Origin of the sequence: Klebsiella michiganensis (assembly GCA_000963575.1) — a bacterium.
GTDB classification, from domain to species: Bacteria; Pseudomonadota; Gammaproteobacteria; order Enterobacterales; family Enterobacteriaceae; genus Cedecea; species Cedecea michiganensis_A.
Window position 1 is genome coordinate 3043108 of record CP011077.1, and the last position, 21651, is coordinate 3064758.

The following is a 21651-nucleotide window of genomic DNA, read 5'->3' on the forward strand; positions in this document are numbered from 1 at the left end:
TCAGCTACCATCTCTTATTTCGCTGGCGAAACCACCAGGTAAGGCGCCACGCTGGAAAGTTTTTCGCAGGTCTCTGTCAGTTCGCGTAATGCATTCGACTGAGCAATCACTCCGGCTCCGGCCTGGATCCAGCTTCTCTGCGCATCCTGAAATGCGCTGCGCAGAACAAGTGCCGCTTCGAAGGATCGATCGCCTTCCAGCATCAGTATCGCGCCGGAGTAAAGTTCACGCGGCACCGCTTCCAGGCGGAGGATTGCAGCCAGTGCCGGGATCTTGGGAATACCGGATGCGGTGATCGCCGGGAACAGCACATCAAAAGCATCCCAGGCATCGCGCCCCGACGCCAGTTTGCCGCATACCTGAGACCCCAGATGTTGCACACTTCCCCGTTCGCGTACCGACATCAGGTCAGTGACCGTCACGGAGTCACGCACGCACAGCGTTTCCAGCTCTCCAATTGCCGCTTTGACCGAGATAACGTGTTCCACAATCTCTTTGCTATCGCTTTGCAGCTCGGCCCGATTGTAAGCATCTTCACTTGCCGAACCGGATAGCGCGCGGGTGCCTGCCAGAGGTTCGCTGGTGACGATGTCCTGTTCTACCGTCACCACCATCTCCGGGCTAAAACCGGTTGCGGCATACGCTCCCTGCTGCAACAAGAAACTGCGTGCCGGGGTATTGGACATTCTGCCGCACCAGAGGGTAGCGGGCATGTCGATGCGTTCTGCAAGCGTCAGAGCACGCGACACAATCACCTTGGTGTATTCACCGGCGGCAATCTCTTCAAGCGCGCGTGTCACCTGCTGCTGGTAATCTTTACCCTGCGCGGTCAGGTCGGCCAGGAGCGCGCTGCCAGCCGGTGCCGGGGTGATGTCCTGTAATTGCCGGGCGAGGCGCTGGCATTGGTCATCACTCTGCGCCAGGATCGTCACTTCCCCGGCGTCAAAAACCAGTTCATCGCGCGGCACCAGGAGAGACAGCAGCGGCCACTCTCCGGCCGGAAATGCGATCCCACGAATGCAAGCCGCGTAATTAAATCCGACCATACCGAAGACACGTTGCCCCGTGCTGGCATGTTGCGCACGAAACTGACGGGCGTAATGGGCCAGCGATGCGGTGACGGGGACTGTCTGGCAGCCCTCTTCGCTTTCGGTTATTGCCTGCGAGCCATCAGGTGAAAGGGTTAAACTCGCCCGTTTACCCAGCCCCACATACCAGCATGGTGGTCGCTCATAGACGTAGTAATCCTCTGTCGGATTCTGCCTGATAAGGCTGACAATCGCGGCCAGCGTCCGATCTGCAGGCAGGTTGAGTCGAAGTTCGGTGCGTGTATCCGTCATGTTGACTCCTGAAAGTTAAACCGCCAGCCGGGCTGCCAGCGCTTGTTTATTGATTTTGCCAATCGGCGTCAGTGGGAAAGCATCAATCAGCGTAAGTCGATCTGGCCATTTAAATGGCGCGACCTGCTGCTGTTCAAGAAACGCCCGCATCTCGGCAAGCGTAAGAGGGGAATGGGCGATAACGACCGCATGGATCGCTGCCTGCTGCTCTCCGGTTACATCCGCCAGCACCGCCACGTCGCGTACCAGTGGATGCGCCCGCAGGCACTCCTCGATTTCATCGGCGGCAACCGACTCTCCGTGGCGGTTGATAGTGTCGCGGGTTCGCCCCTCCACCAGCAGTTCACCGCCGGGCAACTGCCGTACCCGGTCGCCGCTGCGGTAAAATCCCTCGGCGGTAAACGCCTGACGATTGTGTTCCGGCGCGCGATAGTAGCCGCGGATGGTGTAAGGCCCGCGAACCAGCAATTCCCCGGCCTGTCCGCTAATCACCGGCAGTCCCTGCTCGTCAACCACCCGAATCTCATCATCGTCGCATAGCGGTCGGCCCTGCGTGGTAGTAATCAGCTCAGGTGAATCATCCAGCCGCGTGTAGTTCAACAGCCCTTCCGCCATGCCAAATACCTGTTGCAACTGGCATCCCCACCGAGCCAACAGCTGGCGGGCAGCATCGGCTCCCAGCCTCGCGCCCCCCACCTGAACCAGCCTCAGTGAACTAAGGTCTGGTTGTTCCCACTCCGCCGCTTCCAGCCATAACGTTGCCAGCGAAGGGACCAGCGCCGTGAGCGTCACGCGGTGCTGATGAATCGCGTCAAACGCATCTTCAGCGGCGGCAGTGGCCGGGACCACCACGCAGCCTCCGCGGGAAAAGATCCCGAGGATGCCCGGACAGGCAAGTGGAAAGTTATGCGCCATTGAAAGCACGGCCAGATAACGGTCATCCGGCTGGACATTGCACAGCGCGGCGCTGGCGCGAAAGTTGTAGTGATAATCGGCATGGGTACGGGGGATCAGCTTGGGTAAGCCGGTTGTGCCGCCGGAAAGCAGCAGCAAAGCAATATGCCGGGACGCATCCCCAGAGGGCAACCCCTCCATCGCCGGAGCCTGGCTGGCGGCAAAACGCTGCTTCTCCGTTGAAAACAGGCTATGACAGTGAGGTGCCTTAGCTCGCAGGCTCTGCGCCTCGATTCCCGCCTGTTCTGCGTCACTCAGGAACCAGCGCGCCTGCGCCAGCTCCACCACATGCAGAATTTCACGTTGGCGATGAGCCGGTAACATCAGTACCGGCACCGCCCCGGTAAGGATCGCCGCGAACAAGGCCACCACAAAATCGGCCCCGTTGGGCAACTGAATAACGACCGTCTCCCCGCTCTGCATCCCTCGCTGCCTGAGTTCACCGGCGAAACGACATGCCTGGGTGATTAACTGGTGATAACTCCAGCTGCGGCCCGGTTCAATCAGGGCGGGGCGGTCACCGTGCTGCCGCCATTGCAGAATCAACTGACCGAGCGTTTCCGGCTGCCAGTAGCCGCGCTGCGTATAACGCTCGGCCAACGCTACCGGCCAGCGCATCTCCTCCGGCAGGATACGACTATCGGGGGATGCAATCGGTTCAGACATAAAGCACCCCCGCCTGCGCAGTCAGGCGTTCAGCACGCAGCCCGGTTTCACGGGCAAGATCGTCCAGGCCAAAGGTGTGCCAGACGCTCCGGTTACGGATCACCTGCGTGGCGCAGGGGCCGCCGCTAACCGTCCAGCATGAAGTCAGCAACATGGTGTCGTTGGGTCCAGGCTCACCCTCGAGGGTCGCGTGATAGTGACGCTGACCAATTGTTTCACTGGCCAACGTCATCGTCGGCAGTACCATCGGTTTTTCGACCGGCAGCAGTTCCACAAACACCGGCGCCCCAGGGGCAAGCCGCGGCAGCAGTATTGACCACAGCGCCTGACGCGCCTCTGTCGTCAGATGCCCCAGCACCCCGAAGGCCACGACCGCGCCCAGCCGCTCGGGTAGCTGCAGCTTGTCCACCGTGTCCGGGATAATCGTGACGCGCTGCCGCAACTCCGGCCTTTGCACCACGCAATGAGTCAATACCGCACGCATGGCCGGGGCTGGCTCCACCGCCAGAATATCCACCCGCGGCACGGTTTCGGCTATCGCCAGCACAGTTCGTCCGGTGCCAGCACCAATATCCAGCACCGGGTCGTCAATATCGGTAAATGCCGATAGCCGCTCACGCAGCGCGGTTTCACCCGCGGAGTGCGCGCGACCAACCAGATCGTAAAACTCAGCGACCGGTGAGTAGAAGTCTTCCATAGATTATCCTTCACTGAACAAGGGTGAGAACTGGCGTAATGCCTGCCGCACGCAAGCCACCACGGCGGCACGCTGGCTGGCAATAAAGAAGTGATCGCCGGGAAAACGATGCACGATACTTTCAGCTGAGGTGTATTCCGCCCATGCCTCGGCTTGCGACAGAGGCAGTTCACTATCGCCTTCGCCGCTCAGCACCACTATCGGGCAGGTGAGCAAACGCGCAGGCTGCGGGCGGTAATTCTCAATCAGTCGGTAGTCATTGCGGATTGCCGGTAGCAGCAACTCTGCCAGCTCTGGTTGTTCGCGCAGCGTCTGGTTATCGTCGCTGAGGCGCAGCAGTTCCTCGATAATTTGCCGATCGCTCCCCAGATGAATGCCGCTATCCAGCGGATGAAAATTCGGCGGCTGGCGGCCTGAGATGATCAGCATTTCTGGATGCAGGCCGTGGGCGGCCAGTGACTGCGCCAGCTCATGGGCGATGGCACCGCCCATACTGTGTCCGAGCAGGGCAAAGCGGCGTTCCGCCAGATGCGGCAACAGCTCCGCCTGCAAGGCGGTCAACAGCTCGGGCATATTATCGATGAAGGGCTCAGCGAAGCGGTCCTCGCGCCCCGGATACTGCACCACGGCGAGCTCCGCCTCAGACGCATCGAACAGGTAGGGCCACGGGCGAAACGTACTGGCCGCCCCGCCGGCATGGGGTAAGCAAACCAGCAACAGCGGCGCATCGGGTGCGGGCTGGTAAAAGCGTAAAAAATGCTGGCTCATCGCGGGGCCTCCTCAGTTAACCTATCAATAAGCGGCAGAATGGCCGGCGTGTCGGGATAAATCAGTTCTGGCGGCCCCAGCACCGATGACACCCGATGCCAGAATCCGGTCACCCCCAGCGCCCATTGCACCTGCTGCTGCGCCAGCGCAGGAGCATCGATGGAGCGCCGAAAATCCTCCACCGCGCAATTAATAGCCTGTGGCCACATTTGTTCGAAAATCTCGCTGAAGCTGACGGCTTCGCTGCCAGGCAAAAGGGTACTGCTGGCCGCCAATAAACGTTCTGTCCCCTCTCCCTCCAGCACCAGGCGATGAGTTTCATCACGGTGGGTATGTAATCTGGGGCTCCAGATCGCCGGGCCGTGGGTATCGGCGAGTGCCAGTACGCCGCTTTCGGCGGTAATGGTCAGGCGGTGTAGCAACAGCGCGTGGTTGTCCGCGTCTGCCGGGTGGATTTGGTTCTGAACACGCAGCGTGAGCGGTACGCCGCCGATACTGCCGTGCAGGCAGGTATAAGGCCCCACCTGGCGGGGCTGCATCAGTTCCAGCTGCGCCGGGCGCAATTTTCCCAGCGCGCGCGCAATCACATCCAGCAGCGGGTAAAGAATCTGTGCGCCGCAGACGCCTTCAATGTATTGCACCGGCTGGTGCTGGCGCAGAATCTCGGCCGCCTCGAGAAAGCGACGTATGGGGGCAACGAAGGGATAGAATGCATTGATGCCAAAGCGGACATGATGCTGGTGCGCCGTGCGCAGGCAATCGGCCAGCTCGTCAGGATGAAGCGGATGCTCCTGCAATACATGGATACCTCGCGTTAACAACTTGCAGGCGATTTCTGCGCCCTTGCCGCCGGAGACGGCCGCCCTCACCACCACGCAGGCAAGGTCTATATCGGCCGGCAGACTTGCTGCCGAGGTGTAGTGCGCAATATTCAGCTCACGCGCGTAACCTGCGGACACGGCAGAGCCGCTGGAAAGGATCCCAACCAGTTCAATCGCCGGATTGTTGGCCAGCGCGCGCAGATAAAAGCGGCCAAAGCTGGTACCACATACAATCGCACGGCAGCGGTGTGTTGAGGCTGGAGTCATATCACCCCCTGTTCTGGCTGCATATCCGGCAGATACTGGCTGATGTGGGTGCCCGCATGCAGCCGCGTGATATCAGCCAGCACGGTTGCCGGGTTCAGGACACGATCTGCAAAATGCACTCCCGGCGCAATCTCACCGCGCATCAGGCTCAGAACGGTACTGACGGCGGTAGCAGCGGTGAGCGCCAGGCTGCTGTCCGTGCGCACCACGACGCGCCGACGCCATTCCCCCTCCTTCTGCCAGTCAAACACCATTTGGTAATAAGGGGCGTAGCCCGCCAGATCAATTTCACTGGCCTTCTCCACCGCTGCCCGGGCAATAGAGAGACTCTGCGATGTGCCATCCAGCTTGCCACGCAGCCCGGTCAGGGTTTCCCGCAGGCATTGACCACTGAAAACGTTGTACCAGCTCAGAGCGGAGAGATGATGGCGCTGCGCCAGCCGCTCGGCATCGGCGCTCAGCCAGGGCAGTAACGTAACGTGACCGGCGAAATGCGCCAGCGTATCCGTCTGCTGCGTTGACAGAACATGGCGGGCGCGACGTCCGAGCCGCCAGCCGGCACCGGCTTCTCCGTACCAGTAATCGCTGCCCTGCAACGCATTGCATTGTTCATTTAACGACAGCACCAGATCGGCGGCGGCCGCGCCGCTCACCCGCTCAATACCGCCGCTGTAGACAGTCAGTTCGCCGCCAGTACTTTGGCTCATCCAGCCCGGCACCAGATTCGCCAGCCCGGGCAACATCCCGGCGGAGAGCACCGCAGTCCAGTGCTCATCGCCGGCAGGTTGCCGCTGTAACAGATGCCATGCCGGGCCATCGCCAGAGACATCCACATAATGCGCCTGCGCCGAGGCGGCGGCCCGCGCCACCCGATCGAGCACCTGATAGGAGGGACCGGCGCAGTTCACCACCGCGACACAACCCCGGCAAAACTCGCGAAGTTCATCCTCCTGCCATAGATCCACCGGCCGAGCTTCCGCATCCAGGCGTGTCGCCAGCTGCTGTAAGGGATCGCGACGGCGACCGCCGAGCCGCAATGCAAATCCTGCCTGAGCCAGCCAGCGGCTGACATTACACCCTGCGCCGCCGGTGGCGCCGAGTACCGCGATGATGTTGTCGTTCATCAGGCTTCTCCCGGCGCGGTGTGGCGCGCTATCAGCGCAGCCAGAGTGGGCGCATGCTGACGAGCCAGGCAGCTAAAATGGTCGCCGGGGGTGTCTTCCACAATGAGTTCCCCCAGGCAGAGACGGCGCCAGTAAGCGTGGACGTCGCCCGGCGTACCGGGCAAGAGAGGATCGCTCTCGCTGTTACGCACCAGAATGGTTTTACCAAACCAGGGATCGGGGCGATATTGCCCCACTGACGCCATGCTGTGTCCGAACAGAGCGTAACGACTCGCAAACAACGCGCTGGCTTCATCCTCCTGATGGTAGGCTCCCTGGGCCATGCCGGCCGTTTGTAATGCTTGCAGGCGAACGGCCAGCGGCTGCTCGAACCAGCGCGTCAGCGCCTGCGCGACCTGCGGATGGCCGTCGAGGCAATCAAATGCGTCTTCGGCGATACGCTGCGGGGTCCGTTGCAGGATAGCGCTCACGGCAGCGGCCAGCGCCGGCTCCTGCGGCAGCCCCAGTTTCTCCAGGTCGGCCCCGATCGCGCGGGCAAACACGTAATCCACCAGCCGCGCGTCATCCACCTGCGGCGGCTGATACGCGCTGATAACCACCAGCTCGCGCACGTTCTTGCCGCGCTCGCTGAGCTGGCGGGCAATTTCCGCAGCCAGCAAGCCACCGAGGCAATACCCCAGTAAAGTGAAGCTTTCCCCCTGCTCTGACAGGGCATCGGCATAGTGACCGGCCAGCGTGGCTAACGCCTCATGCGGCGCCAGCGCCATAAACGTCTGCTGGCTAGGCAGTTCGATACCGACACCGCGGGCAAATAGCGACTTGTCCAGGCTCGCCAGCAGATGCTGATACGGCTGGAGATTACCCGTCCCGGCGTGAAGCAGGACGCAGCAGTGGCGGTCATAATCCTGTTGGCCCCATAACGGAACCAACTGAGCGCTAGTCCGCTGTTGCTGTTCGCTCTGCGTTGCGCTGCTGCGTAGCAAATCCGCCAGCGCCATCACCGTGGATTCACGCAGCAGATGGCGCAGCAGGGTTTCCCATTCGAAATGGGCTGCTGCCGCGACCCGGGTGCGCAGACGTCCGATCATGCGTGATAACAGCAGGGAATCGCCGCCCAGCGCATAGAAATCAGCATCGCGCTGCACGTCCGCCAACCCCAATACTTCCGCCCAGACGGCGGCAATCTGTTGTTCCAGCGCATCGCGCGGGGCGTTCCCGCTCCCAGCCTGCTCCACCCTGGCCAGCTGTTGCGGCGCGGCGCTCAGCAGCCGCTTACGATCGGTTTTACCGTTAGCCGTACGCGGCAGACGATCCAGCAGATGTAGATGCGCAGGCACCATATAGCCCGGCAACCGGTCTCGCAGAAAATCCCGCAGCTCATCGCGGCGGAGGCTGGCGCGGTCCGTTTTGAACTGGGCGATAAATACCCCTTGCCCGGAGCTGGACAGCGCGCTTTCCGCCAGCGGGGCGCAATCGGATATCGTCGCCCCCGCCTGCGCCAGCAGGTCAAGCCACTGCTCGCGGGTGAAGAACGTTTGATCGGTGTTGGCGCGCAGGTCTGTAAAGCCCGTCAGTTCCGGGAAAAACTCCATCGAAACCAGCAGCGGGTAGTTATGACGACGGAAAGGTTCGATAAACACCAGCGTGCCGCCGGGCGCCAGCAACGAGGAGAACTGCGCCAGCACGTCACCTGCGTTGCGGGCGTTATGCAGCACGTTGGCGCACAGAATCACATCAAAGCTATTCGCCGCCATCCCCTGCCGCCCCGCATCTTCGTTCATGTCAAAAATGCCGTAGTGCATCCAGGGATAAGGGGCGAAAAGCTTACGCGCTTCAACGAGGAAGAACTCTGACAGATCGGTAAACCAGTATTCAGGCTGCCAGGGCGCCAGAGCGGGCACCAAATCACTGGCGGTCCCCGCCACGCCGGCCCCCACTTCCAGCACCCGCAACGGGCCGGTACTGGACGCCGCCAGCGCCGAAATAGCCGCAATCACAATCGCGTTCATGCTCTGACTGACCAGGTTATCCCGGTAGGCCGCGTGGGCGGTCGACAGCTCGCCTTCCGGGAACAGAATACCGCGGACATCGGTTTCGCCACGCAGCAGCCCGCTCAGGCAATCGCTGCAAACACGGATATAGTGCAACGTCTGGCTGCCATACCCGGCACGCTGCTCGAGCTGTTCCACCTCGTCCCAGCCCTGCTGCAAAGTGGCCGCATCGCAGGGGATCAGGTCTGCGTAGCATCCCTGCGCATCCTGCGTAAGCGCCCCGACGCTGACCAATCCGGCCAGCCAGCGGCGCAACAATCGCTGATGCACCTCCGCCACCCCGGTCGCATGATAGATCTCCTCCAGCGAGTGGCGGGTGGCGGTCGTGGCGAACAGGCCATCCTGGCGCAGGCGATAGGACATCGCGAGAATCGCCACGCGATCTGCTCCCGCCATTAACGCCTCGAAAGCGTCACCATCAATCTGCTGTTCAATATGCCGCGCACGCTGCCGGGCGCTTTCCATCGCCGGCCGACTGCTGGGCTGTTCGTCCGCCACCAGTTCTGCGAATCCCAGCAGATTACTGGTGGTGCCATGACCTTCCGTCAGGCATACGGCAGCATCGGCGACGGCCGGATGTTGCCGCATCGCCGCGGCGATTTCCCCCAGCTCAACGCGGTGTCCGCGGATTTTGACCTGGTTATCGACCCGCCCCAGAAACTCGATGTTGCCATCCGGCCAGTAGCGCCCCCGATCTCCGGTCAGGTACAGGCGCAGTCCGTCATCGCGGGTCACAAAACGCGCGGCGGTCTTCTCCCTGTCCATCCAGTAACAATCCGCCAGCCCGTCACCGCTGATGGCGATCTCGCCGCTGACCCAGTCAGGGCGATCGTGCAGGCTCTCATCAACAATATGCAATTGCTGATTGGCCAACGGCTTGCCATACGGAATGCTCTGCCAGGCCGGAGCAACGTGCGTGACCGGATGGAATACCGACCAGATTGCCGCTTCAGTCGCGCCCCCCAGTGCTATCAGTTGGCCATTAGCTGAGATGGCCTGCAATTGTTCCAGCAGATTGAGTGGAACCCAGTCTCCCGATACCAGCGCCAGCCGTAGCGTCGGTAGGGGTTGTTGCGTATCGGCCAGCATCTGTAGCTGGGCCGGCACGCTGTTCCATAGCGTGACGCCATATTGAGTGATGCATTCAGCCCAGTGTGAAGGGTCAGCTTTTCTCGCTTCCTGCGGATAGACCAGGACGCCTCCCGCCGCCAGCACGCCAAACAGATCGTACACAGACAGGTCGAAACTCAGGTTAGCAACTGCCAGAACCCGATCCCGGGCGCTCACCGCAAAGCGGCGGTTGATATCGGCAATCGTATTCCAGGCGGCATGATGGTTGATAACCACGCCTTTCGGTTCGCCAGTCGAGCCGGAGGTATAGATAATATAGGCGGGCTGATGGAGACCGATTCTCAGCGGCTGGAAATCACCAGCGGGCGTCTCTGTATGCCAGGCGACCGGATCTACGTCCTCAGGCAATTGTGCAGGATCGTCACAGATTACCCGGCGCACCCCGGCGTTACGCAAAATCGCCTCTCGGCGACGGGCGGGCTGTTGCGCATCAACCGGTACATAACACCCGCCGTTTAGCAGGATGGCAAGTGGGGCGAGCGCCTGGGCGCGCCCTTTCCCGCACATCACCGCGACGGCTTCGCCTGGACGATGCCCCGCCCGCTGCAAATCCGCCGCCAGTCCGTAAGCCCGGGCGGCCAGTTCGCCGTAAGTCATGCTTCCTTCATCGTCCCACAGCGCAATGTCATCCGGCTGCCGCTCCGCCATGTCCAGGAATCCCTGATGTAGCAGTTGGGTGAAATCTGGCTGACTATCCTCGTTAGTTTGTTGGCGAATGGCGGCTTGTGCCGCTGGCAGCGTCAGCAGTTGACGCTGGTTAAGACAAGACTCACCGTCCTCCAGCAGCCGCTGGATTAACCCGCTGAAGGCATTAAATGCATGTTCAATAAACTGCTCGGGAAATAGCCCCTCGCGTGAGTCCCACGCCAGCATCATGCCATCGGGCTGGGCGGTAACCTGGCAGTCAATCACCACCTGCGGGGTTTGGGTTAAACCCTGCTCGATACGATAGTGCGCCGGCGCCTCCTGCCGCTCCCCCTGGCCAAGCGTGCTGGTAAACACCACGGGCATCAGCACCGCCTCACCATGATGGCGCGACAGTTCACTCAACACCTCAAGGCCAGAGAACGCGCTATGGTCGAGATCGGCAAACAGGCGCTGATTGAGGGTCAGCAACTGTTGGGCAAACGCTTCATCCCCGCGCAGATCGACCTCCAGCAGCGTGACAGACGTGAAATCCCCGACCACCCGTTCAAGGTCACGATGCTGCCCCTCACGGCGGAAAATGGGCAGGTTGAGCGTAAAGTGACGGCTGTCGCTGTAGAACCCCATCACCTGTGAGAACGCCCCCAGCAGCAGCGCGTTCAGCGTCACCTGCGCTTTCGCAGCCAGCTGATTCAGCCGGTGACGCTGTGGATGGGACAAGCGCAGATGGCGACGGACAAATGTGGCTTTCTGAGCGGAGACGCTAACTGGCAAGTCCGGAGCATTGGGGAGTTCAGGGATGCGCTCCCGCCAGTATTGCTGCGCCTTGCGGTAGCGTGCGCCCTGGCGCGCTGCGCGCCGGGCAATCACGTAGTCACGGAAACCCAACGAGGGCGCAGGCAGCAGCGTTCCGGGCGAAAACAGCAGTTGCTCCAGTTCATCCACCAGCAGATAAAGGCTGGCTGAATCCACCAGGATAAGCTCAATCGACAATAGCAGGCGGATTTGCCCTGCCGCGAAAATAGTGGCTGCGGCAAAAAGCGGCCAGCGCTGGTAATCCGCCGGAGCAGCCAGCATCGCTTCGCGCAACTCAGCGATACGCGCCCCGATTTCTGTGGTTGGCAAGTCTGGCCATTCGTGTTGTTGCGGCTGGAACAGCGGCACCTGTGGCAAAACGCGCTGGAATCCCTCGTCCTCAATCACCACCCGCAACATGTCATGACGCGCAATTAGCTGATTAAGCGCCCGGTTGAGCTGCGTAGCCGTGACGGGCCTATCAAAACAAATTTCCAGATATCCCCGACAGGCGACGCCGCCGAACGCGAACGCGCTATGACGCCCGACAAAATAGGCCTGCTGTGCCTCCGTTAAGGGGAAAGGTGTAAAACGCGCATCGGGATCGGCTTGCAGGACTGCCCCGCTCTCATGCTCCCTGAGCCAGTCGAGGATGGCCGGTTTATGGTCGCGCAATTCCTGCATAATGGCTTCGGTCATCACTCCCGCAGGCGCACGAAAGCGCAGATTGTCCTCCTCCTGCCACAGTTCAATGCCCTGAGTTTCCAGTCGTACGATAACGTCAGAAATTTTCACAATAAACCTTCTTCCATACTGTTTTTGTCAGCCAAATGCCTTTCGACGGATGCGCAAAGGCCCGAGAGGGTAGCGTCAGCAAAAAAGTCTCGTAGTGTCAGACGAATACCGAAGTGTTTGCAGATTTGCGCGACCAGGCGGGTGCCCAGGAGCGAATTACCGCCAGCGCTGAAGAAGCTTTCGCTGGCATGAGCCGGGTGCGCGCCCAGCACCTGGGACCAGATGTCCGCCAGCGCCTGTTGGTGGGGGGCGTCCAGGGAAAACGCGGTTTCCGCAGCCTGGGCGGTGAGCTGCGCCAGCGCCTTGCGGTCGATTTTGCCATTGGCGGTGAGCGGCCAATTGCTGAGAGAAGCGATCGCCGTAGGGATCGCCCAGCCAGGCAACACGCTACGCAGCCCGCGCTGTACCTCATCGACCGTTGTCCTGCCCTCATAAAAGGCGTGCAGGCTGGCGCTGACGCCGCTCCCCTTGAGTAGTACCACCGCGCGGCGTACCCCCGGGCAACGCTGGAGCTGCTGTTCAATTTCGCCCAGTTCAATACGGTGCCCGCGTAACTTCACCTGGCCATCGCGCCGCCCGAGAAATTCGAGGATGCCGTCGGGGCGGTAACGCCCCATGTCGCCCGTGCGATACCAGCGCTGCGGGTAGTCGCCGCTAAAACTGGCCTGGGTCAGATTCTCATCGCCACAATACCCGCGCGCCACCCCCATCCCGCCAATCCACAGCTCCCCGGTCACCCAGTCCGGCAGATCGCAGCCCAGTTCATCCACAACCCTGAACTGCTGATTGCGCAGCGGTAAACCGTAAGGGACCGATGTCCAGTCGCGCGGCGGTCGGGCCGGAACCGGCCAGGCGTTGGACCAGATGGCGGCTTCCGTCGCACCGCCCAGCGCAATAACCTGACACTGCGGCGCAATACGTTCCAGCCGGGCGGCAATGTCCGGGCTGACCCAATCGCCTGACAGCAATGCCAGGCGCAGCGCCGGTAATTCATCGCCGCGCAGTGACGCGATTTCGATAGTCATCTCCATCAACGCGGGGACGCTGTTCCAGACGCTGACCCGGTGCTCCTGCATCAGCGCCAGCCATCCCTCGGCATCGCGATGCTCCTCTTCCACGCTGAGCACCAGTTGCGCGCCCTGGCTCAATGCGCCGAAGATATCGAAAACCGACAGGTCAAAATCGAGCGCAGCGACACCCAAAAACACATCCTGACCGTGGATGGCATAACGCTGGCAAATGTCGTCCACGGTATTACTGGCGCTGCGGTGTTCAACTTCCACGCCTTTGGGTTCACCGGTCGATCCGGAGGTAAAGATGATGTAAGCCAGGCTGGCCGCATCGGGCAGCACCGGCTCAGGCAGCGGCGCGCAGTTGAGTAGCTGTTCCACGGGAAGAGATATGGTGCCGTCCACGCAGCCAATCGCCCGCTTCGCCTGTGCTTTACGGCATAACAATGCCTGCCTGGCGGGCGGATGATTGCCATTGACGGGAAGATACGCGGCGCCCGCCGCCAGTACGCCCAGCACCGCCGCTATCTGATTGACCCCGCGCGGCAGACTTATCGCCACGCAGTCGCCTTCGTTAACCCCCTGCATCTGAAGACCCGCCGCCACCGCAAGCGCTCTTTCCCGCAGCTCGCCATAGCTGACGCCGCCGCTCTGGCCGTCCCACAGCGCTATCCGCTGCGGGTGACGACGCGCCTGCTCAAAGAAGCCCTGATGCAGCAGCGCCTCGTCCTGCGGCAATACTTTGGTGGCATTGATCCGCTCGCGAACGCTCTGCTGAGCGAGAGGCAACTGCCGCGGCGGCGGCGACTGCCACTCGTCGTCGGCCAGCCACTGTAGGGCCGCGCAATAGCTGGCAAACATCTGCTCCACCATCTGCGGCGGGAACAGATCCTCCAGATAATCCCAGCTCAGCAGCAGGCCATCTTCGAGGTCAATCACCTGATGATCCAGCCACACCTGCGGCGTCTGAGACAGCGTAAAGTCGGGCCAAGGCGCGGCTTTCGCCACCGCATCAGCCACGCCGAGCATGCTGGTGAACACCACCGGCACCGCTCGCGTTTCACCGCCATGATGCTGCGCCAGCTGCCGCATCACGCTGACAGCAGAGACATCCTGATGATCCAAATCGCGCCAGATTTGCGCCTGCATCCGCTGGGCATGACTGAGCCAGCTCTCATCCGCCCGGGCGTGGTATTCCGCCAGTATCAGCGAGGTAAAGTCGCCGATGACCCGGTTGATATCAGGATGGAGCGGCTTGCGGTCAAACAGCGTCATATTAACCACCAGCGAGCGCTGCCCGCTCCAGCGACTCAACACCTCGGAGAAGCAGGTCAGCAACAGCACGGAGGGGGTGATTTGCGCCTGGCGCGCCCGTTGCAGGATCTTTTGCCACTGCGGCGTTGCCAGCCTGGCCTGCAGGCGGCGGAATACAGGCTGAGTCAGCGTCTCCGGTTCAACCTGCGTCGGCAATGCAGGTGCGGCAGGCAACGAAGCCAGCCGCTGCCGCCAGTATTGGAGGGATTCTGAAGACGCCCCCTGCTGCTGGCGCAGGCATTGGTAATCGCGGAACCCCACGCCGAGCGGCGGCAAAGACGTCTCAGGATGCTGGTAGTAATGGAACAGTTCGGTGAACAGCGTCAGCATGCTGAGGCCATCGACAATCAGGTTGTCGAGCAGCACGGCCAGCCGCACCTGGCGATCGCCGTAATGGATGACCTGGACGTCGTAGAGGCGCCCGCTGTCCGGGGAGAGTTTCTGTCGCGCCATCTGTTGGCGCACTTCATCTAAAGAAGCAGCATCCAGGTGATGCTGGCGGAAGTGGTAAAAAGGCACCTCCGGCATGATCTGCTGCTGGCCGTCTACGGTGATGCGACAACGTAGCATGTCATGGCGTAACACCAGCTGATGCCATGCCTGCTCCATGCGTGCGACATCCATACCCGGCAGTTCATATTCGTTATAGCACTGCGCCGCGATACCACCGAGCGTGAATCCCTCCTGCCGGCCCAGCCAGTAGGCCTGCTGCACATCGGTCAGCGGGAAGGGTTGGTAGCGGCAGGTCGCATCATGCGCTAGCACAGGCTGCTGCGCCGTTGCGTCACGTTTCAGGCTGGCAGCAAACGGGCGTAGTTCAGGGGTGCTAAACAGGGATGAGAGTGCCCCCCGGAAACCCGCCTGTTGTAGTCGGCTCATCAGGCGGGTTGCCACCAGACTGTCGCCGCCAAGGCTGAAGAAGTTATCGCTCGCGGCAACGTGCGGCACCGCCAGCAGCTCACGCCACAACTGCGCCAACAGTGTTTCCGCCTCGCCGCTGATGGGCTGTTGCTCACCGGCATGCGCTGCCTGTTCCAGCCGCGCCGCAATCTTGCGGGCGATAGCTTCACGATCGACTTTGCCATTGGCGGTGAGCGGAATCTGGCTGATTTGGATCAGGTGCTCAGGCACCTCGTAATCCGGCAGGCTGACCTGCGCGGCGTGTTTTACCGCGGCCAGGTCTATCGGCCGGGAGGCGACCAGCGCCGCCGCGAGCTGCCGCGTTGTACCGGTTAACACCACCGCAACGGCACTGTCCACCTGCGGCAGACGACTGAGCGCGCCTTCCACCTCGCCCAATTCAATGCGGTGGCCACGGATCTTGACCTGATTATCGGCCCGGCCAAAGAACTCCAGCACGCCATTGGGGCGATAGCTGGCGACATCGCCGGTGCGATACCAGCGACGTTGCTGCCACGCAACAAACTTCTCTGCGCTGCGCTTTTCATCACCGTGGTAGCCCGTCGCCACGCCGGCCCCGCTGACCCACAGTTCACCCTTGACCCAGTCCGGGCAATCACCTCCCTGCTGGTCCACCACCCGGCACTGCATATTCGCCAGCGGGACGCCGTACGGCGCCGATGCCCACCAGGGATCTTCGGGTTGGATCTCATAATACGTCGAGTGAATCGCTGCCTCGGTCATCCCACCGAGGGAGACAAAACGCGTCTGCGGCGACAGGTGCCATAAATCCTGAGGCAGCTGGCGCACCACGCGATCGCCCCCGACCATCACCAGACGCAGCGCCGGAGTGAGTCCATTCGCTTGAGCAGCAACGGTAATCATCTCGATCAATGCGGGTACGGCGCTGATGACGCTGACCTGCCAGTGGTTAATTAACCCCACCCAGGCAGCGGCATCACGGCGCTCCGCCTCATCCACCACCACCAGCGAGGCTCCACGCCCAAGGAAGGTGAAAATATCGTAGGCTGAGAGATCAAAATCGAGAGCCGACAGGGTGATGGAGCGATCGCTATCGCTGATGTCGAACAGCGCCGCGACAGCATCAACGGTGTTCGCCACCGCGCTATGACTCACCACCACCCCTTTTGGGGTGCCGGTTGAGCCAGAGGTAAAGATAATGTACTTCGCTGCCTCTGCAGGCTGCACACAGGGCGCAGCCAGGGGCGTCGCCTGTAGCGCCTCACTAAGGCTGGTTACCGCTATGCCCTGCGGCCAGCTGAGCTGATGCAAACTGTCTTCATCGCACAGCACCCGCTTCACCCCGGCATCGCGATAGACCACCGCGCGGCGAGCCTCCGGTAGACCGATGCCGGAAGGGACATAGCAGCCCCCCGCGGCTAACACGCCCAGCACCGCGACAATTTGCCCGGGGCCTTTTGCATGAGTGATAGCGACTCTGTCGCCGGGTTGTATCCCCCGTTGCTGCAGATAACCCGCAACCGCCAACGCCTGGCGCGCCAGGGTGCCGTAATCCATCCGTCCTTCCAGGCCCCAGAGCAATGCGGTGGCGTCCGGGTGTTGATGGGCCTCGGCAAAGAAGCGCAGGTACAGCGGGCGGGAATCCGGGAAAGATAACGCGGTCTGATTGGTGAGCCGACGTATCTGCTGCTGGCTCTCTGGCAATGGCAGCGTCACCGGCTGGCGCCAGTCGGATTGCGTTAACTGCTCCACCAACTGACAGTAGCTGCTGAACATCGCGTCGATCATGCCGGCCGGGAATAACGCCTCCAACGCATCCCAATCCAGCAGCAGGCGCCCGCGCGACTCGCTGATTTTTGCGTCCAGCCACACCTGCGGGGTTTGCGTGATGGCATAGACTTGCCGGGGGAATTCGTCCGAAAGATCGAGCGACGCGTCTTTATCCAGGCCGAGAACGCTGGTGAACACCACCGGCATTGAGGCCATAGTCTGGCCTTTCTGGCGGGCCAGTTCGCGCAATACCCAGATCCCGGACACTCCGCGTTGCTCCAGGGCCGCCCCTTCCTGCTGCTGCAGGTGACGGGCCGCAGCAAGGAAATCACCTCCGGCACTGCGCTGGTAACCCAGCAGCAGAATTGAGGCGAAATCACCAACCACATGGTTAATCTGTGGATGGCGCGGCTGACGATCGAACATCGTCAGGTTGATGGCCAGCGCGTGCTGGTTACTCCAGCGGGCCAGCACTTCACCATAGGCCGCTGCCAGCGCCACGCTGGGCGTAATACCGTAACTTTTCGCGACCGTCTTTAGCTGTTGCCAGCGGCCGGGAGATAACTCGTGACTCCAGCGACGGAAACGCGGCTGTTGCAGGGTTTCAGCCGCGACGGCCAGCGGCAGCGCGGGACGTTCCGGTAAGGTTAAGAGATGCTGCTGCCACCATGCCTGCGCCTGCTGCTCGCGCTCCGCATCGGGCCGGTTTTGCAGGACATAGTCGCGATAGCGGATAGACAGTTCCGGCAGGCTGGACCGGGGGTCGCGATACAGCCGATCCCATTCAGTAAACAGCACCATGATGCTACGACCATCCAGCATCATACTGTCCAGACTGACAAATAAACGCTGGCGCTGCGCATAGTGGGCGACATGAATGGCGAATAACGGCCACTGACACGGATCGTAAACCTGATGGGATAACGTTTCACGCAGGCTTGCCAGCTGAGCCTGTGCATCTTCATTCAACCAGTGCTGCTCAATCTCCCACGCGGGAAGCTGCTCCGCGACCTGCTGTTGCCCCTCCTCCGTGACGCGAACGCGCAACATGTCATGACGCAGTATTAGCTGACGCCAGGCCTGTTCCAGCCGCACGACATCCAGCCCCTGGCCGTCGAATTCAATGTAGAAGTGCGACCCTACCGCCCCCAGCGTCATTTCCCCGGAGCGACCTATCCAGAAAGCACGCTGAATATCGCTGAGCGGGAACGGTTGATAACGATTGGTTTCATCGGCGCTAAGCGGCTGGTCGGGTACCTGATGCTGGCGTCTCACATGGGCACAAAATGCCGCCAGCGTTGGCGTGGTGAAGAGTTCGGCCAGGGGGGCGGTAAGGCTCTGTTCACGCATCCTGGCGATTAAGCGGGTGGCGATCAGACTGTCGCCCCCCAGCACGAAGAAATTGTCCTCGCGCCCAACCTGCTCGGCCTGTAGCAACTGCCGCCATAGGGCGGCGACCTGTTGCTCAATCTCCCCTTCGGGAGGCAGATATTGCCGTTCAGCGTTCGCCAGCTGCCGCTCTGCCTGCTGCTGCAGCGCGCGACGGTCCAGTTTACCGTTCGCCGTCAGCGGCATTTCTGCGAGGAACTGATAGTGTTCCGGCACGGCGTAGGCCGGCAGTTGCGCCTGTAGCCAGCCGCGCAGCGTTGCATGACTCAGGGGTTGCAACGTCACCAGACTGGCACACAGCTGTCTGGCAGCCGGCGATACGATGCCTACGCTTGCCTGAAGTACCTGGGGATGGCTAAGTAACGCGGTTTCAATCTCACCCAACTCAATACGGTGGCCGCGTATTTTGACCTGCTGATCGGTGCGCCCAATGTACTCAATAATACCTTCAGGCCAGTAGCGTACCCGGTCGCCGCTCCGATACCATCGCCGACCTGCATCCTCAACAAACTTTTCCGCGGTACGGACAGGGTCTTTCAGATAACCCAAAGCCAGGCCCGGCCCGCTAACCCACAGCTCGCCACCGACCCAGGCCGGGCAATCGCGACCTCGCTCATCGACGATACGGCAATGCATATTTTCCAGCGGCTGCCCGAAAGGCACCGCTGACCATCGCACATCATCCGGTTGCAGGACAAAAACCGTCGAGTGGATAGCCGCTTCAGTCATCCCGCCCAGGCCGACAAATGCAGCCTGCCCGGTCAGCGACCACCAGCGCGAGGCCATTTCCGCCGGGATGCGATCGCCCCCCATCATCACCAGACGCAGCGATGGCAGGGGTTTGTCGGCCGCGGCGGTGAGGATCATATCCAATAGCGCCGGAACGCAGCTGATAACCGTAACTTGCCAGCGCCGTAACAGCGCCACCCACGCGTGGGCATCCCGGCGCTCGAATTCATCGACCACCACCAGCCCCGCCCCACGGCTTAGGCTGGCGAAGATATCGTAAGCCGACAGGTCAAAATCCAGCTCAGAAAGCGAGATGGTGCGATCCGCCGGCGTGAACCGGAACAAGCCGTCGACGGCATCAATAGTATTGGCCACCGCGCCATGTGAAACGGCCACGCCTTTTGGCGTCCCCGTCGATCCGGATGTGAAGATCGCGTACATGGCCTGCTGAGGCGAAACCGGCAGGCAAGATGGCAATGGCGGGCTGGCTAACGCCGCGCTGAGCGGGACCACGCCCCATCCCTCTGGCCATGAAGGCTGGCAATCGGGCCGATCGTCGCTCAAGATCCACCGCACATCAGCCGTCTGATATACCTGCTGCCGGCGTTGCAACGGCACGTCTATCCCGCAGGGGACATAGGCTGCGCCGGCGGCCAAAATACCCAGCGCGGCGATGACCTGCCCGATGCCCTTCCCCATACTGACAGCAACATAGTCGCCAGCCTTCACGCCCTGCTGCTGCAGATAGCCAGCAACGCATAACGCCTGATGCGCCAGCTCGCCATAGGTAAGTTGGCGCTTATCCCCCCACATTAGAGCAATCGCCCCGGGCCGCTGTTGTGCCAGCTGGAAAAAGCGCTGATGGAGCGGAACACCCGATGCGACAGACGCTTCGGGCTGAGGGAATGGCACCCACGGAGCCGGCGTGGCAAGAGGTTTCCGCCAACTTACGGGCTCTTCCAGCAACTGAAGCGTACGCTCCCGGAACCAGTCAAACATCGCATCAATAACGTGGGGCAAGAACAGGTCGGCACGGAAATCCCAGTTCAGCAGGATCCCCCCCTGATACTCTGTGGCCTGGGCATCCAGCCACACCTGAGGCCCCTGCGAGATTGACCAAACCGGGTCGCCCAGGGTCTGTTTTACCTGGGGTTCATACAATTCACCCAGCGCCAGCGCGCTGGTGAAAACCACCGGGGCCAGGACCTGTTCCCCACTTTGCTGCCGGGCCAGATCGCGCAGCACCTCAACACCGCCGTAGGCCGAATGCGCCATAGCCTGATGCAGCTGTCCCTGGAATCCCCTCGCCTGGGCGATAAAGTCAGGCTGACTGGCAGGTTCAACCGTCACCAACACCGAACTGGAGAAATCACCGACCAGGAAATCGACCTGAGGATGGTCGGAGTGGCGGGCAAATACGGGCAGGTTAAGCACGAAGGGAGAAGCCCCGTTCCACAGACCAATTGTCTCGGAAAACAACGTTGCCAACACCACCGGGACGGTCAGCCCCGCCTGTTGACTGAGCTGTGACAGCGCCTGACTTTGAGCGTCACTAAGGCAGAAGTATTTGCGTTCAGTCCGGGGAGCTGCGCTCGACGCGCGCAGCGGTAAGGCAGGCGGACCGGCCAAATTGGCTAATTGCTGTTGCCACCAGCGGCGATCTTCCTGCCACTGCGATTGCTGATTATCACGTTTTTGCCGGAGATAGCTCTGGTAGCTGAAATTTAGCGCAGGAAGGGCCGCGTCGGGCCGGGCATAGAGCGAGGCCAGTTCACGCAGCAGGATGCGCAGACTGGCGGCGTCACCCGCGATCATATCCAGATCCAGATGCAGCCGGCTGCGCTGTCCGGGCAGCCGCGTCAGTGCCAGCATCATCGTCTGGCCCTGTTCGATATCCAGCCGCTGGTGGGTGTAGCGTTGACGATATTCTTCCAGCAGTGGCGCCACTTCCGTGGCGCAGAGATCGATTAAGTCATTCACCTGTAACTGACAATCTGAAACAGCGACGGTGTACTGTAACCCTTCGCTGTTGATGCGCATCCGTAGCATCGGATGGCGGGCGATAAGCTGCTTAAATGCCAGATTAAGACGCTCAGGTTCCAGCTCCGGCCCGTCAAGCTCAGCATAAAAATGGGCAGAGACACCACCAAGTTGCTGTTGCTCCTGGCGACCGATCCAGAAGGCATGCTGCATCGCCGCCAGTTCAAAAGGGGCTTCGTCGGCGTTGACCTGTATAGCTGGAGGCACGGTAATGCTATTGGCTGCCCGCACAATAGCCACCCATTCCGCCAGCGTTCTTTTTCCAATCAGTTCAGTAAATCTGACGGAGATACCTGCGCGGCGCAGTTCACTGGCCGCACGCATGGTGCGCATCGAATCAAGGCCGAGGCAGATCAAGTCACTTTCGTCATGCAACTGTTCTGAGGGCACATCTAACAGCCGGGTTAACAGACTTTTTAACAGCGCTTCTGGCGAACTCATGGTGGTGATATCTCCTGTAAAT

Annotated in this window: 8 protein-coding genes; all 8 read right to left on the reverse strand. The window is 61.2% G+C overall.

Features of this window, described 5'->3' with window-relative positions; genetic code table 11:
• Positions 1-14 precede the first annotated feature (14 nt).
• Genes VW41_14150 through VW41_14185 form a run of 8 tightly spaced genes read right to left on the reverse strand, consistent with a single transcriptional unit; the run spans position 15 to position 21629 of the window.
• The gene (locus VW41_14150) at positions 15-1340 is read right to left on the reverse strand and encodes a salicylate synthase Irp9 (protein ID AJZ90082.1); all 1326 of its coding nucleotides are present in this window, start codon (positions 1338-1340) and stop codon (positions 15-17) included.
• A gap of 15 nt (positions 1341-1355) precedes the next feature.
• Positions 1356-2960 (reverse strand): hypothetical protein, encoded by a 1605-nt coding sequence (locus tag VW41_14155; protein ID AJZ90083.1) that lies wholly within the window; start codon positions 2958-2960, stop codon positions 1356-1358.
• The gene (locus VW41_14160) at positions 2953-3657 is read right to left on the reverse strand and encodes a methyltransferase type 12 (protein AJZ90084.1); all 705 of its coding nucleotides are present in this window, start codon (positions 3655-3657) and stop codon (positions 2953-2955) included. Before VW41_14160 ends, VW41_14155 begins: the two co-directional genes overlap by 8 nt.
• A 3-nt stretch (positions 3658-3660) precedes the next feature.
• Complete coding sequence (locus VW41_14165; GenBank protein ID AJZ90085.1) at positions 3661-4425, reverse strand: thioesterase; 765 nt, start codon at positions 4423-4425, stop codon at positions 3661-3663.
• Positions 4422-5513, reverse strand: coding sequence for a thiazolinyl imide reductase (locus VW41_14170; protein AJZ90086.1), 1092 nt, complete (start codon positions 5511-5513; stop codon positions 4422-4424). Before VW41_14170 ends, VW41_14165 begins: the two co-directional genes overlap by 4 nt.
• Positions 5510-6637, reverse strand: a complete 1128-nt coding sequence (locus tag VW41_14175; protein AJZ90087.1) for a hypothetical protein — start codon at positions 6635-6637, stop codon at positions 5510-5512. The genes VW41_14170 and VW41_14175 overlap by 4 nt, the downstream gene beginning before the upstream one ends.
• Positions 6637-12054: a hypothetical protein gene (locus VW41_14180; protein AJZ90088.1), complete on the reverse strand. Its 5418-nt coding sequence runs from the start codon at positions 12052-12054 to the stop codon at positions 6637-6639. Before VW41_14180 ends, VW41_14175 begins: the two co-directional genes overlap by 1 nt.
• On the reverse strand, positions 12051-21629 hold the full coding sequence (locus tag VW41_14185; GenBank protein ID AJZ90089.1) for a hypothetical protein: 9579 nt from the start codon (positions 21627-21629) through the stop codon (positions 12051-12053). Before VW41_14185 ends, VW41_14180 begins: the two co-directional genes overlap by 4 nt.
• Positions 21630-21651: the final 22 nt, after the last annotated feature.